Genomic DNA, 14,989 nt, shown 5'->3' on the forward strand with positions numbered 1-14,989 from the left:
GGTGATTATAATGAATTTACGTAAACTAATACTTACAAAAAACGCTTGTTACAAGGCAGGCAAAACAATAAAACCGAAGGGTATAATGATTCACTCAACAGGGGCTAACAACCCGTGGTTGAAGAGATATGTTGGTCCAGATGACGGTTTGCTCGGAAAGAACAAATACAACAATCATTGGAATCAGGATAAACCCGGAGGTCGTCAAGTTTGTGTCCATGCTTTTATTGGTAAGTTAGCAGATGGCTCCATTGCCACCTATCAAACATTGCCTTGGAATCATCGTGGTTGGCATGCTGGAGGAGATGCGAATAACACGCATATAGGATTTGAAATTTGCGAGGACGGTCTAACCGATGCCTCGTATTTTTCTGCTGTTTATAAGGAAGCAGTAGAGCTTTGTGTACATCTTTGCAAACTCTATGGACTAAGTGAGAAGGATATCATCTGTCATAGTGAAGGCTATAAGCAAGGTTTAGCCAGTAACCATGCGGATGTTATGCACTGGTTTCCTAAGCATGGCAAGACCATGGATACCTTTAGAGCAGATGTTAAGAAACTTCTAAGCGAAGAAGAAAAATCAGCAGAACCAGCGAAAAAGAAATACTATCGTGTACAAATAGGTGCATACACTGTCAAAGCAAATGCTGAGGCACAGCTTGCAAAAGCTAAAAAGGCAGGATTTACGGATGCATTTATTAAGTATGATTAATCAAGGGGAGCGAGTTAATAGGCAATTATGCTTTAGCTTTACAGAGTTTCCCTAAAAAATATTAACTATTAGATGTATATAGCCTGTGGGGGTTATTCCCTTGCAGGCTCTTTTTTTATGCTCTGATTTAATTTAATTTTTACAAATCCTCAACTTCGACCTGTTCCCGCGGCTATTAGGTAGGAGGTGATTCTACATGAATCAGCATGAGGATAAAAAAGTTATGAAGATCTCAGATGGGGTTATAGACAAAAGCACCGAATTAAAAAAAATGTCACAGGAGCAGCTACAGCGTGAGTTTGATTATATTCAAGCAGAGAAATTACTTAGAAAGATGCTTCAAAAAGGTTTAATAACGGAGGCAGAATTCAACAAGATAGATGTACTCAACCGCCAAACTTTCTCTCCTTTTTTAGCAGAGATAATGCCTGAATTCGTTGATATATAAGGGCTTCAGAGGTAATATGTGACCTACCAAGAAGGAGGTGAGGCGATGAAAAAGATAACGAAAATAGAAGGAAATAAGGTTGCATCGATTATCAAACCTAAACTACGAGTGGCCGCATACTGTCGTGTTTCTACGGGTAGTGATGAACAGTTAGTAAGTCTACAAGCACAAAAATCCCATTATGAGACTTACATAAAGGCAAACCCAGAATGGGAGTATGTTGGCTTGTATTATGATGAGGGAATTAGTGGCACTAAAAAAGAAAACCGAACGGAACTTCTAAGAATGCTGTCAGATTGTGAAAACAAGAAGATTGACTTAATTATTACAAAGTCCATTAGTAGGTTTGCAAGAAACACTACGGATTGTTTGGAGATGGTTCGTAAACTGTTGGACCTTGGGATTTATATCTACTTTGAGAAAGAGAATATCAATACCCAATCAATGGAAAGTGAACTGATGCTTTCTATATTAAGCGGGCTTGCAGAAAGTGAGTCAATCTCCATTTCGGAAAATAACAAGTGGGCAATTCAAAGGAGATTTCAGAACGGAACTTTTAAGATTTCATACCCACCATATGGTTATGACAACATTGACGGTCAAATGGTGGTAAATCCTGAGCAAGCAGAAATTGTGAAGTATATTTTTGCAGAAGTATTATCAGGCAAGGGTACACAGAAAATAGCAGATGATCTTAATCAAAAGGGTATCCCTTCTAAAAGAGGCGGTCGTTGGACTGCTACGACAATTCGAGGAATTCTAAAAAATGAGAAATATACCGGGGATGTTATACTGCAAAAAACCTATACAGATTCCCGTTTTAATAAGCGCACCAATTATGGTGAGAAAAACAGATATTTAATAGAAAATCACCATGAGGCAATTATCAGCCATGAAGTGTTTGAAGCAGTAGAGGCTGCCTTAAATCAAAGGGCAAAAGAAAAGGGAATAGAAAAGCGTAATGATAAGTACCAAAACCGGTATTCTTTCTCCGGAAAAATTATTTGCTCGGAATGTGGTAGCACCTTTAAAAGACGAATTCATTCATCCGGCACAAGAAAATATGTAGCCTGGTGTTGTAGTAAACACTTAAAGCAGATAACAGAATGTTCAATGCAGTTTATTCGAGATGAGGATATAAAGAAGGCCTTTGTTACTATGATTAACAAGCTGATTTTCGGTAGAAAACTTATTCTACAACCACTATTAGATGCTTTGCGTGGAATGAGCAACTCAGATAACCTTTCAAGAATTCAGGAATTAGAGAGGCAAATTGAAAAAAATGCAGAACAGAGAGAACTGCTTGTAAAGCTTATGGCAAAGGGTTATCTAGAACCTGCCCTTTTTAACAGAGAAAACAATGAACTGCAAATGGAAGCAGATAATTATATGGGGCAAAAAGAAGCTTTAATTCATGCTTTAAATGGAGAATTATCAAAGGTGCAGGAAGTCAGTAACTTAATAAAGTTTACAAATAAGGCTGAAATGATAAACACTTTTAACGAGCAAATTTTCAATGATCATATTGAAAAAATTATCGTTTTCTCAAGGGTAGAGATAGGTTTTGTTCTGAAATGTGGAATCACACTAAGGGAAAGGATGTGAGAAAAATGGCGCATACGCCTTATGGCTATAGGATAGAGAATGGAATAGCAGTTATCGATGAAGAAAAAGCTGAAAAGGTTAGGAATTTATATAAGGGTTACTTATCAGGCCTTTCCTTATCGGTCGCGGCAAAGTCTGCTGGAATAGATGCTTATCATGGAACTGCGGGAAGGATGCTAAGAAATGAACGTTATTTTGGTGATGATTATTACCCTGCCATCATTGATAAAGAGACCTACGAAAGAGCAGAATCAGAGAGGGTAAAGAGAGCAAAAAAGCTAGGTAGAATCTTTGAACCAAAGAAAGAAGATAAACCTACTATTTCTAAGAAGTTTTCCATAGGACAAGTAATTCAGAAGTATACAAATCCTTTTACACAAGCCGAATTTGTATACAGCTTAATAGAAAGTGAGGTGCAGCAAGATGGCAGTTAGTAAAAATGTAATGATTATACCTGCAATAAAACGTGTAGGCAACAATCGAAAAGAAGATGAAACACCAAAACTTCGGGTCGCTGCTTATTGCAGAGTTTCTACAGATAGTGATGAGCAGGCTAGTAGTTACGAAGTGCAGATTGAACACTATACAGAGTTTATCAAGAAGAATTCAGAGTGGGAATTTGCAGGGATCTTTGCTGATGATGGCATCAGCGGTACAAATACAAAAAATCGCAACGAATTTAATCGAATGATTGATGAGTGCATGGCTGGGAAAATTGATATGATTATTACCAAATCAATAAGCCGATTTGCTAGAAATACCTTGGACTGTCTACAATACATCAGAAAACTTAAAGATAAAAACGTTGCGGTATATTTTGAGAAAGAAAATATCAATACATTGGATGCCAAAGGTGAAATTATGCTTACCATTATGGCATCCTTAGCGCAACAAGAGAGCCAGTCATTAAGCCAGAATGTAAAGCTTGGTTACCAATACCGATACCAACAGGGAGAGGTAATGGTCAATTGTTCTAGGTTTTTAGGATATACCAAAGATGAAAATAAGCGATTAGTAATTGTGCCGGAGGAAGCTGAAATAGTTAAAAGAATTTACCGAGAGTACCTTGAAGGCTCCAGTATGGATAAAATTAAAAAAGGACTTGAAGCTGATGGCATACTTACGGGAGCGGGAAAAAAAAGGTGGCATACCAGTACTATAAGGAAAATATTAAGCAATGAAAAATACATTGGTGATGCACTGCTCCAAAAAACTTATACGGTAGATTTTCTTACAAAAAAGAGGGTTGTGAATAACGGAATCGTACCTCAGTATTATGTAGAGAATAACCATGAAGCCATTATCCCGCGTGAAATTTTCATGCAGGTACAAGAAGAGTTAGTTCGTAGAAGTAGAGGACATATAAGTACTAGTGGAAAGAAAAGAAACTTTAGTTCAAATCATGTGTTTTCACAAATTATCTTCTGTGGTGAGTGTGGCGAAATATACCGTAGAGTTCATTGGAATAACCGAGGTAAAAAATCGATTGTTTGGAGATGCGTCAGTAGACTTGAGAATACAGGGTTAACTTGTCATTCCCGAACTGTGCTGGAGGATATGATAGGCCTTGCTACGGTTGATGCAATTAATAAACTAATAGGGCAAAAGGATGGCTTTTTAACTATCTTAAAGGAAAATATAGAAACAGTGATAAGTGAAACGGACAATAATATTGTTTCCGAGATAGATAAAAAGCTAGAGGAATTACAAAAAGACCTTTTGAGACTGGCCAATTCCAAAGAGGATTATAACGATATAGCCGATGAGATTTACAGGCTCAGAGAGGAAAGGCATAAGGCTTTAGCAGAAGAAGCTGGCAAAAAAGGCTCCAAGCAAAGACTAGAAGATATGGAAAAGTTCCTAAATGAACAATCCACCCTCCTTGAGGAGTATGATGAGCAACTAGTAAGGAGACTTATAGAGAAAATAACGGTTTATGATGATAAACTAACTATTGAATTTAAATCTGGTGTAGAAGTAGATGTATAAACACAACCTTCATGAATGACCACCATTCAGGAGATATATTCTCTTGATTGGTGGTTTTCTTCTTATTGACTGGAATTGGTAAAAGGCATATAATCTTATTAACAATGTTGTTGATATTGTTATTGATAAGGAGATGACAACATGGGCGATGTTAATGAGTTACTAGAAGAAGCTATTAAGGAAACTGAAAACTTGAATGCAGGTGAAGTCTTTCTTGTTAAAGACCTGTTCAAGGGTTATGTATGGAATAGAATACCCAGAAAGGATCGACTTCTGCTTGGGACTTTATTTTTAAACTACGTAAATAAAATGGAAGGTAATATAAAGGCTATTGAAAAGACTTCATCTAATCAACAGAGGTATCAGAAGGTTTGAGGATATAGTAAAACTATTATGAAAAGTAATAAAGAATTATAAATTATATAAGGGTGGATGGGGTGGATGCTTTGCTTAATTTAAGGCAATTAGTAGATGACTTTTTCTTGTTTGTGCAGTCTAAGAGTATTGAAATTTATAATGAGTTTAGCCTCCAGCATGAGCTGGGGATATTCCTACGTGAAAAGCTTCCGGATTATCGTATTCAATTTGAAAGAAATGTATCATACTTCACACCAGACAATAAAACTATAAAAAAAGAAATAGATATCACTATATTTAATGAAGATAAATCGGAGAAGTATGCAATTGAACTTAAGTGCCCATTAAATGGCCAGTATCCAGAACAGATGTATTCATTCGTGAAGGATATTAAATTTATGGAGGAGCTTAAGAACCGAGGATTTACTAGAACAGCTGCTGTTGCTCTTGTTTCGGATAGACCTTTTTATGAAGGGCGCAACAATGAAGGTATATATAGGTTTTTTAGAGAAGAATATTCTGTTTACGGTTGTATTTTTAAGCCAACAGGTGTAGGAAAAAATAAAGATAGCATTGCATTAACAAGCAGATATGATTTTATCTGGCAGGACTTAAGTGACGGTCGTAAATATTACGTAATCGAGCTTTGATTGAAACGAGATTTTATCTCTATGTGTAATATGAGGGGGGTAATATATGAAATGTGCATATTGTGGGAAAGAAGCGAAAGGAACTAAAGAACATATAATTTCAAGTGCGGTTCTAGATTTATTTCCAGAATGCTTTTTAACATTTGATGATGCCAGAAGCGTAATACACGAAGCAGACCCAATGGTTAAAGATGTATGTGCTGATTGCAATAATAATAAAATTGCCTATATTGATAGCTATGCAAAAGAATTTATTAGCCAATATTTTACGAGAAGATATAATGAAGACGATACGGTTGAGATAGAATATGACTATGTGATGATTCAGAAAATGCTATTAAAATATGCATTTAATGATAGCCGGTCTCATAAAGAAGATTGCTCTTTTTTTGATAAGGAAATACTGCATTACATTATGAATCCATGTGATAATGCTCCGAAGGAAAATGTGACAGTACTATGTGGATTAGCGATTAATGTCTCTCCTATGCATGAAGCCATGTTTGGAAATTTGAAATTACGTTGGTGCAAAAATCCTTTGTTTTATTCAAATAGTACAATAAGAAATATCGATTATGAAACAGGGCAGATTTTTCTTAATGAAAATGTAGAAAAAGAGGAGTTCCCTGATTTACAACTTTCATACATATTTAGGTTTAATAGCGTACAATTTTTGTTGATGTGCTGGAGTAAAAATTCGAAGAAAATCCAGCAGAACAATGTTGTTTTAGAGCACCAATATCCATACCATCTAATGAAAGTAAATGATGAGAAAGTAGCTCTACCGATATGTACCAATGAGTTTAATTATCATAATTATGAACATATACATGTATGTTGGGATGGATTGTTTGAAGTCGGTTATTTGAGAAAACATGCGAGTGGTGGCACGTATAAATATAAAGAATTGTTCGAAAAAGAATGGGTAGTAGAAGAAAAAAGAATAAAAGATAAACATCCCCGTTAAGGGGTTGAGTTACTGTAATATTTTGAGTTAGCAGGCTCATTGACAAATTCGAGCTAGGGATAGAATATAATCTGTTTCAAATATGTGGATATAGATGACGTGTTCCCGCCTACCGATAGTGCAAAAAGTGCCTTTGACTTGTTTCCGACTACCGACAATGTAAAAGACATCAATCCACCCCGCTCGTTGCATGTTGAGTGTTGCGCGTTGCTAAAATTAATATAAAAAAAGAAAGCTCGTTTAAATTTCTTTATTTAGACGAGCTTTTCTGATTAAAGTAATTCGTTAGAAAAGCGATAAAAGATTCTTGGAGATCCGTCTTTTTTAATTTCAATTCGATCTACTAGACGGTGTAACATTTCAGTTGTTAACTCATTGAATTGAAGGAAATAACTTAGCTCTTTTTTAATTTTAGCTATATCAGTTGCTGTTGTATCCTTTGATACTGAATTTGATTTTTCTAGCTCGTATTTTTCAGTAACTAAGATATTTAATTTATTATCGATATCATCAATAGTTAAGCGGTAGTCCTCTATTTTTATACTTGATTGAGCTAGAAGTTTTGTAAGTCTTACTTTGTCATTATTTAAATCTGCAATGTCTTTTTCAATCTTAACCAAACGTTTTTTTGTACTATTGGTTACTTTATAAGCTTTCTTAGCGATAGAACCCATTACATCATCCAAGTTTAATTTAGCTGTTATGGATACAATATCTTCCAGTATTATTTCAGCAAGTTGCTTTTCCTTAATAAAATGTTCTGAACATGCTTTGATTCCATGTTTATTATAATTACCACATACATAGCCTTTTCGATTCTTTTTAAAGTGCAAACCTCTACCACAATCAGCACAGAAAGCTGTATTTGTGAATAAATGAATCTCCTGTTGGGGTCTGATGCGTTGTCTAGAAATAATCATATCTTGAACAGTGTTGAATGTATCTAGAGAAATAATAGCTTCGTGAACATTTTCTACTATTACAAATTCAGACACAGGAAGTAATAATCTTGAATCAGTGATAGTAGGCTTAGTATCACGACATTGTACAAGCGCCCCAGTATAGTGAGGGTTCATTAGAATTTTCTTAATCGTTGAACCATGCCACTTATCTCCAGCATTAGCCTTTCCACTTATCTGTGAAGGAGTTGGGATTCCTTCGTTATATAAGCCACGGGCTATACCATCAAACCCTTTACCTTCAATATATTCTTGAAAAATCTTACGAACAATATCAGGAGTATAATCATCTCTAATAAATATCTTTTTATTTTCAAGATAATAACCGTAGGGTGGTACGGAACCATTAAATTCCCCTTCTTTTGCTTTTGTTCGGAATGTATGTTTAATCCGATTGCTTGTTTTTTGTGATTCTTGTTCGTAAATCCATGCATACAATCCAAATTTATCTTGGTCTCCATTTAAAGTATCAATTGCCCCATCAAGTGTTTTAAGATGGATTTTATGTTTATTTAAGATTTCCTTTAATTGATAGGCAAGAGGTACATTTCTTGCTAAACGAGACAATTCCTTAGCTAGAATTAAATCGAATTTATTTTCTTTTGCGTCATTGATTAATTGATTAAGTCCTTTACGATTAGTGTGTGTACCCGATTCAATTTCTTGATAAAAGTCGTAAATTTCCCATCCGTTCTCCGCGCATACCTGTGTGAATAATTTTCTTTGATTTTCAAGGGATGACTTTTGTTCTTCTTTATGAGTTGATACACGAACTAGAATAGCAACTTTTACTGGTCTGTTTGCTAAAGTACTATCAAGTTCTTGCTGTCCAATTTCTTTATATGAATTACTACTTGCCAATGCTAATCTCATGATTGAACACTTCCTTCATCATGAGATGTAGTGGTGTTATCCTTAGCATATAAGCTTTTTAATAGTTGGTCAATTTGGTTATTGATTAGATCAGTTATAATTTTTTCTATTGTTGTTTCATTTTTATAAACACGTTCTATGTTCATTTTATTAGCCTCCATTATTTTGGTGGCTAGATGTTTCAGCCGGCTTACTGATCTAGCTGAAATATAATACTTTCGAATTTTTGATATTCTAAGAGCAAATACATATAAAATTAAAATTTAAATTTTCTGTCTATTTAATACTTAACATTGGATTTAAGTTGGTTTCGAAGGGCATTAGAAAAAGATTTAGTGATGAGATTGTCTAGGAAGTTTGGTTCTAAACATTTGTTCGCTCTAGTTCTAGATAATTAACCTTTCACAAGATTATATTAACTAATCATGCTGTTAAAATTTAGTAGAATCTAAGGTTCGGTTGTATGGTAAAATTGAACTATCTAACTATCGAAAAAAGGAGCGCTCAATATAATGTCAAAAGGAATTATTGATAATAAACAAACAGGTCTAGTCGGTACTGTTTTAAAAGAGAATATTGCAAAAGGAAGCAAAATCTCTATTGCAGCAGCTCACTTCACTTTATATGCATTTGTTGAGTTAAAAAAAGAACTTTCCGATATAGACGAATTTCGTTTTGTATTTACAGAACCTGCTTTTTGTGAAGATGGCGAGGGTCTAAATGAAGCATTATTATTCGGAGTAAAAGAAGAGCAAAAGTATAAAGTTGATTTAACTCAAAGTTATGTAGCAAGGGAATTGGTAAAATGGCTAAAAAAGAAAGCCACCTTCAAATCTATTGTTGGACAAAGAATTGAAGGTGGACTTTACCATATTTTAAATAAAGATGGGAATCAAATTGGTTTAGTCGGTGGAGCGCCATTTTCAAGTCCGGGGCTAGGATTCAGTAATTCTTCAAATATTTATATTAATAATATTGTGGATGATGATAGTACAAATCGACAATTATTAGATAGCTTCGAATCCATTTGGGAAAATGCTCAAATTTTAAAGGATGTAAAAGAAGATATTATTAATAGAGTTGAGTTGCTTTATAAAGAAAATTCCCCAGAATTTATTTATTTCGTTACACTTTACAACCTATTTAAAGATTTCTTAGAAGGAAATCGTGATTTTCGTACGTTGCAAGAAAAAACAGGCTTTGAAAATACTACTATTTGGAATAAACTTTATAACTTCCAAAAAGACGGGGTAGTTGGGGCAATAAATAAAATTGAAACATACGGTGGTTGTATTATTGCGGATAGTGTAGGTCTCGGAAAAACATTTGAAGCATTAGCCGTCATTAAATACTATGAATTACGTAATCATCGTGTTCTTGTATTAGCACCAAAAAAACTTCGAGAAAACTGGTCTGTTTATCGTTTAAATGACAAACGAAATATATTAGCAGAAGATCGTTTTTCCTATGATCTTTTAAATCATACCGACTTATCACGCAAGGCAGGATACAGTGGAGACATTAACCTCGAACATATTAATTGGGGGAACTATGATCTCATTGTAATAGATGAATCGCATAACTTTAGAAACAATGAGGCTAGAAATGATCGTGTTACGAGATATTCACGACTAATGGATGAAATCATTAAAGCTGGTGTTAAAACAAAGGTATTAATGCTTTCAGCAACACCTGTCAATAACAAGTTAGATGATTTAAAGAATCAAATTGCCTTTATAACAGAAGGAGAAGACTCGGCATTAGAAAAGACGGCAAATATTAAAAGTGTCTCTCATACGATTCGAATTGCTCAAACGCAATATAATAAGTGGAGTAACTTATCTGAAGATGAAAGAACAACAGATAGATTATTAGATATGCTTAGTTGGGATTATTTTAGTCTATTAGATTCATTGACGATTGCAAGATCAAGACGACATATTGAAAAATATTACAACATGAACGATATTGGCAAATTTCCCAATAGGTTAAAGCCAAGAAATATAAAAGAATCAATAGATGAAATCGGTAAATTTCCACCGATGGAACAAATAAATAATGAGATTTTGCGGTTAAGACTAGCTGTTTACTCACCAATGCAATACATCTTGCCAAATATGAGAGCCATTTATAGTGAAAAATATGACACGAAAATTGCGAATGGTAAAGTGTTCAAACAAACTGACCGTGAAAATAGCTTGATTTATTTAATGAAATCTAATTTGTTAAAACGCTTGGAAAGCTCAATTTACTCATTTACTTTAACATTAGAAAATATTATTCAGAACATTGAACTACACATTCAAAAAATAGACAATTATGATCCAACTTTCGATGTATCAATAGATATTATGAATTTAGACGTAGAGGATCCAGAACTTTCCGATGCACTAATAGGTTCCAAAGTGAAAATTTTACCGAGAGATGTGGATTTAATTCATTGGAAACAAGATTTGTCGTATGACAAAGAAATCTTAGTAAAACTATTATCTCAAGCTAAAGAGATTACTTCCCAGCGTGATAAGAAATTAAATAAATTGAAGCAAGTGATTGAACAAAAACTTACTCAGCCAATTAATAAAAACAACAAGAAAGTGCTAATATTCACAGCATATGCAGATACAGCTAAGTATTTATATGAGAACTTACACACGTGGATTTTAGAAAATTACGGTCTTCATACAGCCATTGTGACAGGATCAGATAACCCAAAGACAACATTAAAAGTAAAAAAAGTAGACTTTAATAACGTCCTAACAAATTTCTCGCCACGTTCAAAAGAAAGAGACAAAGTTCAACCCGATATGGTAGAAGAAATCGATATTTTAATTGCTACAGATTGTATATCGGAGGGGCAAAACCTACAGGACTGTGATTATTTAGTTAATTATGATATTCACTGGAATCCAGTTCGCATCATACAACGTTTTGGGCGTATTGATCGTCTAGGAAGTAAGAATAATGATATCCAGCTCGTTAATTTTTGGCCATCAATGGAATTAGATGAATATATCAATTTAATTGGCCGTGTGAAAAATCGAATGATTATTATGGACATCTCTTCCACTGGAGAAGAGAATGTTATTACTGAGGATAGTAACGATATGAAAGACTTAGAATATCGCCGTAAACAATTAGAAAAGCTTCAAAATGAAGTCATTGATTTAGAGGAAGTAAACGGTACGATAAGCCTTACTGATTTTACTATGGATGATTTCCGAATGGATCTATTGAACTTTATTAAAGACAATGGAAAAGAAGTAAAAACAGCACCACTAGGGTTATTTAGTATCGTAAGGAATCACAATCAGAACCTTCAAAATGAAATTCAACCGGGTGTCATTTTCTGTTTAAAGCAAATCGGAAATATTGCAGATTCAAACGAAAAAAATGCACTGTTTCCATATTTCCTTTTATATATTCAGGAAAACGGCGAAGTCCTATATTCACATGTTCAAGTAAAGAAAATATTAGATATCTATCGCTCGTTATGCTTGGGAAATCATGAAGCAGCAGATGAGTTGTATCGACTATTTAATGATGAAACAAGTAAAGGGAAAAAGATGGATCATTATAAAGAACTACTTGAACAAGCAACAGATGAAATTGCAGGGAAAATCGAACAACAAACAACGTTAAACATCTTTAGTCTCGGTAATTTAGATAGCCTTGTTACAAGTACAAATACGAATCTACAAGACTTTAAAATTGTGTCCTATTTAATCGTTAAGTAGTGTAAGGGGGATTAAACATAGAAGCGAAAAAGTTTTATAAAAACATTGGATTAGAAAGTAGATTAACTTCCTTAAATAAAAAACTGGATAAAAAGATGTTTTATGATTTTGCGGATATTAATAAGAAAGAAAAAACAGCCATTACAAAATACATCGAACGAATGGAATTAACCTATTTGTTAACTCCCACCACTATTAATATTCAAGCATTTATAAACGAAGAGTATCACTATGAAGGGGTCATGATTGTTACTGCTCATTTAAAAGACGGTATAACTGAAACAGATATTAGGGTATTGGAAGAGGTTATTCATAGAGCATTGCCACATCCTGTCGTCATTACTTTTTCATTACAAAATAAAATCCTTCTAAGTACGTGTATGAAAAGGCTAAATAAAGTGAATAAAACGAATGTCGTTTTAGGAACAATTCATCAAACAAATTGGATAGATGGAGAAATGAGCAATTCAGTGGTTACTCCCTTTCTTCAATCATTACAATTAATCCATTTAAGTTTTATCAATTTTTATGAATTCTATAAAGACATTGATATGGCAGTGGAGGCTTTTCAAAATACAGATACAATCGGGGCCTTTAAAATTATTAAAGAAGATGAAGAAAGAGAAGAGCAAAAATCACTTATTCATCAAATTCAAGAGACGGAACAATCGATAGCACGTATAAAAACAGCGATTAAAAAAGAAACACAATTCAATAAAAAAGTGGAGTTGAATATAAAGGTTCAAGAATTAACAAGGGATATGGAAAATCTAAAAAATAATGTAAGTAAAGGAGAATGATCAATGGAAAAGCTTGATGGGAAAACACTGGATCTTACAAAAGAAAACATCAATGCACTGAAACAATTATTTCCTGAAGTAGTAACGGAAGGAAAAATTAATTTTGACAAATTAAAACTTGTATTAGGTGAAGAAATTGAAACCAATAAAGAAAGATATGAATTCACTTGGCATGGTAAAGCAAGAAGCTTAAAACTTGCTCAAACACCTTCTACTGGGACATTGCGACCAGATAAGGTATCTAGTAAAAACTGGGACGAAACGGAAAATCTTTATATTGAAGGGGATAACTTAGAAGTACTAAAGCTACTTCAAAAATCTTATTTTGGGAAAATAAAGATGATATATATTGATCCTCCATATAATACGGGTAAGGATTTTGTTTATAAGGATGATTTTCGAGATAATATTAAGAATTATAAAGAAAGAACTCAACAGGACTCAAGAGCAAATTCTGAGACGAGTGGTAGATATCATACGGATTGGCTTAATATGATATACCCTCGTCTAAAATTAGCAAAAAATTTATTAAAAGATGATGGACTCATTTTTATAAGCATAGATGATAACGAAGTTGAAAACTTAAAGAAAATATGCAATGAAATCTTTGGTGAAAATAGTTTTCTAGGTTGCATAGCAAATATAAATAATCCAAAAGGGCGCTCCGATGATAAATACTTTGCTACCGCTCATGAATATATAGTTGTATATAAAAAATACGATGCATTTATTGGAGGATTTGAACCCGAAGACAACATTTTAAAAAGATACAATAAGGTTGATCAATATGGAAAAAAATATCGAACTATTGATTTAAGAAAAACAGGTGACAGTGACAGACGTGAAGATAGACCAAAGATGTTTTATTACTTTATATATAATGAAAATACAGGAGAATTCTACCCTACTTATGAAGAAGAAGTCCCACAAGGCTGTATAAAAATTTTTCCAACTAAGGACGATGGGAGTTATGGAAGATGGAGAGTTGGTATAGAAACTGCAAAAGAAAGAATTGCAAATCTGGAACCATACTATATGTTAAAAAAGCAGAAATGGACTGTTAATGAGAAAGATTATTTATCTGATGATTTAAAAGTGAAGCCTACGACAGTCTGGAATTTTAAGGATGTTAATAGTGAAAGAGGAACGGAACAATTTATAGATTTAGGTTTTAATAAAGACATTTTCCCCCGTCCAAAACCAATTGGTACTATACGTAGAGTTTCAGAAATATCTACAAAAGAAGATGATATTATCCTTGACTTTTTCTCAGGTTCTGCAACATCTGCTCATGCAATAATGCAATTAAATGCAGTTGATGGTGGTAATCGTAAATTCATTTTGATTCAGTTACCAGAATTAATTGATGAAGAAACAGAAGCTTATAAAGCAGGATACAGAAACATCTGTGATATAGGGAAAGAACGCATCCGCCTTGCAGGCAATAAAATTGTAGCGGAAACTGGAAAATCGGATTTGGATATTGGATTCAAAGTGTTTAAATTGGATTCTTCTAATGTGAAATTATGGGATCCTAATAGTGAAAATCTTGAACAGGATTTGTTTGATTTACAAAATAATATTAAAGCAGATCGTTCAAAAGAAGATTTATTGTTTGAGGTCTTATTAAAAATTGGTATTCCATTAACAACACCTATCGAAGAAGTGAATGTGAATAGCAAAGTCGTTTACAATGTTGGTTTTGGAGCGGTTCTTTTATGTCTTGAAGATGAAATTGATTTAGAGGTTGTTCATGAGTTAATTAAATTAAAACCAGAAGATTTTGATTCAAAGGTAATTTTTAAAGAAACTGGTTTCCGAGATGACTCGGTAAAAACAAATGCCATCCAAACATTGAAGAAAAACGGAATTACTGTTGTTAGGAGTGTGTAAGA

The 14,989-nt window shown here is 33.7% G+C and carries 13 protein-coding genes; 11 read left to right on the forward strand and 2 right to left on the reverse strand.

Going from position 1 to position 14,989, the window contains the following annotated elements; genetic code table 11:
* The first annotated feature begins 10 nt into the window (after positions 1-10).
* The 8 genes from F7888_RS13725 to F7888_RS13760 all read left to right on the forward strand — a co-directional run bounded on the left by F7888_RS13725 (position 11) and on the right by F7888_RS13760 (position 6,728).
* Positions 11-712, forward strand: coding sequence for an N-acetylmuramoyl-L-alanine amidase (locus F7888_RS13725; protein ID WP_019155101.1), 702 nt, complete (start codon positions 11-13; stop codon positions 710-712).
* A 196-nt stretch (positions 713-908) separates the two neighbouring features.
* Positions 909-1,160 (forward strand): SHOCT domain-containing protein, encoded by a 252-nt coding sequence (locus tag F7888_RS13730; RefSeq protein WP_019155100.1) that lies wholly within the window; start codon positions 909-911, stop codon positions 1,158-1,160.
* 45 nt (positions 1,161-1,205) lie between these two features.
* Positions 1,206-2,765 (forward strand): recombinase family protein, encoded by a 1,560-nt coding sequence (locus F7888_RS13735; RefSeq protein ID WP_036175038.1) that lies wholly within the window; start codon positions 1,206-1,208, stop codon positions 2,763-2,765.
* Positions 2,766-2,770: 5 nt separating this feature from the next.
* Positions 2,771-3,199: a recombinase family protein gene (locus F7888_RS13740; protein ID WP_036175041.1), complete on the forward strand. Its 429-nt coding sequence runs from the start codon at positions 2,771-2,773 to the stop codon at positions 3,197-3,199.
* The gene (locus F7888_RS13745; RefSeq protein ID WP_191780292.1) at positions 3,189-4,754 is read left to right on the forward strand and encodes a recombinase family protein; all 1,566 of its coding nucleotides are present in this window, start codon (positions 3,189-3,191) and stop codon (positions 4,752-4,754) included. The genes F7888_RS13740 and F7888_RS13745 overlap by 11 nt, the downstream gene beginning before the upstream one ends.
* Before the next feature lie 141 nt (positions 4,755-4,895).
* Positions 4,896-5,129: a single-stranded DNA-binding protein gene (locus F7888_RS13750; protein ID WP_019155097.1), complete on the forward strand. Its 234-nt coding sequence runs from the start codon at positions 4,896-4,898 to the stop codon at positions 5,127-5,129.
* Between the two features lie 62 nt (positions 5,130-5,191).
* The gene (locus F7888_RS13755; RefSeq protein ID WP_019155096.1) at positions 5,192-5,761 is read left to right on the forward strand and encodes a hypothetical protein; all 570 of its coding nucleotides are present in this window, start codon (positions 5,192-5,194) and stop codon (positions 5,759-5,761) included.
* Positions 5,762-5,807: 46 nt separating this feature from the next.
* Positions 5,808-6,728, forward strand: coding sequence for a hypothetical protein (locus F7888_RS13760; protein WP_019155095.1), 921 nt, complete (start codon positions 5,808-5,810; stop codon positions 6,726-6,728).
* A gap of 272 nt (positions 6,729-7,000) precedes the next feature.
* Here the strand turns inward: F7888_RS13760 and F7888_RS13765 are convergent, their stop codons facing one another.
* Both F7888_RS13765 and F7888_RS13770 read right to left on the reverse strand, forming a co-directional pair.
* Positions 7,001-8,560, reverse strand: a complete 1,560-nt coding sequence (locus F7888_RS13765; protein ID WP_191780294.1) for a recombinase family protein — start codon at positions 8,558-8,560, stop codon at positions 7,001-7,003.
* Complete coding sequence (locus F7888_RS13770) at positions 8,557-8,706, reverse strand: hypothetical protein (protein ID WP_191780296.1); 150 nt, start codon at positions 8,704-8,706, stop codon at positions 8,557-8,559. The genes F7888_RS13765 and F7888_RS13770 overlap by 4 nt, the downstream gene beginning before the upstream one ends.
* A gap of 366 nt (positions 8,707-9,072) precedes the next feature.
* Here F7888_RS13770 and F7888_RS13775 point away from each other — a divergent pair, with 366 nt between their 5' ends.
* From F7888_RS13775 to F7888_RS13785, 3 genes are read left to right on the forward strand one after another with little or no spacing between them, the layout of a single operon-like run.
* Positions 9,073-12,294: a helicase-related protein gene (locus tag F7888_RS13775; RefSeq protein WP_191780299.1), complete on the forward strand. Its 3,222-nt coding sequence runs from the start codon at positions 9,073-9,075 to the stop codon at positions 12,292-12,294.
* Positions 12,295-12,338: 44 nt separating this feature from the next.
* On the forward strand, positions 12,339-13,094 hold the full coding sequence (locus F7888_RS13780) for a DUF4391 domain-containing protein (RefSeq protein WP_318246293.1): 756 nt from the start codon (positions 12,339-12,341) through the stop codon (positions 13,092-13,094).
* Between the two features lie 3 nt (positions 13,095-13,097).
* The gene (locus F7888_RS13785; protein ID WP_191780303.1) at positions 13,098-14,987 is read left to right on the forward strand and encodes a site-specific DNA-methyltransferase; all 1,890 of its coding nucleotides are present in this window, start codon (positions 13,098-13,100) and stop codon (positions 14,985-14,987) included.
* Positions 14,988-14,989 lie beyond the last annotated feature (2 nt).

Source organism: Litchfieldia stipae (genome assembly GCF_014837155.1).
Taxonomy (GTDB): Bacteria; Bacillota; Bacilli; order Bacillales; family Bacillaceae_L; genus Litchfieldia.

What these genes read in the sequence shown, in the direction of transcription:
- F7888_RS13725 (WP_019155101.1), top strand. Translation starts at nt 11, where the DNA reads ATGAATTTACGTAAACTAATACTTACAAAAAACGCTTGTTACAAGGCA.
- F7888_RS13730 (WP_019155100.1), top strand. Translation starts at nt 909, where the DNA reads ATGAATCAGCATGAGGATAAAAAAGTTATGAAGATCTCAGATGGGGTT.
- F7888_RS13735 (WP_036175038.1), top strand. Translation starts at nt 1,206, where the DNA reads ATGAAAAAGATAACGAAAATAGAAGGAAATAAGGTTGCATCGATTATC.
- F7888_RS13740 (WP_036175041.1), top strand. Translation starts at nt 2,771, where the DNA reads ATGGCGCATACGCCTTATGGCTATAGGATAGAGAATGGAATAGCAGTT.
- F7888_RS13745 (WP_191780292.1), top strand. Translation starts at nt 3,189, where the DNA reads ATGGCAGTTAGTAAAAATGTAATGATTATACCTGCAATAAAACGTGTA.
- F7888_RS13750 (WP_019155097.1), top strand. Translation starts at nt 4,896, where the DNA reads ATGGGCGATGTTAATGAGTTACTAGAAGAAGCTATTAAGGAAACTGAA.
- F7888_RS13760 (WP_019155095.1), top strand. Translation starts at nt 5,808, where the DNA reads ATGAAATGTGCATATTGTGGGAAAGAAGCGAAAGGAACTAAAGAACAT.
- F7888_RS13765 (WP_191780294.1), bottom strand. Translation starts at nt 8,560, where the DNA reads ATGAGATTAGCATTGGCAAGTAGTAATTCATATAAAGAAATTGGACAG.
- F7888_RS13770 (WP_191780296.1), bottom strand. Translation starts at nt 8,706, where the DNA reads ATGAACATAGAACGTGTTTATAAAAATGAAACAACAATAGAAAAAATT.
- F7888_RS13775 (WP_191780299.1), top strand. Translation starts at nt 9,073, where the DNA reads ATGTCAAAAGGAATTATTGATAATAAACAAACAGGTCTAGTCGGTACT.
- F7888_RS13785 (WP_191780303.1), top strand. Translation starts at nt 13,098, where the DNA reads ATGGAAAAGCTTGATGGGAAAACACTGGATCTTACAAAAGAAAACATC.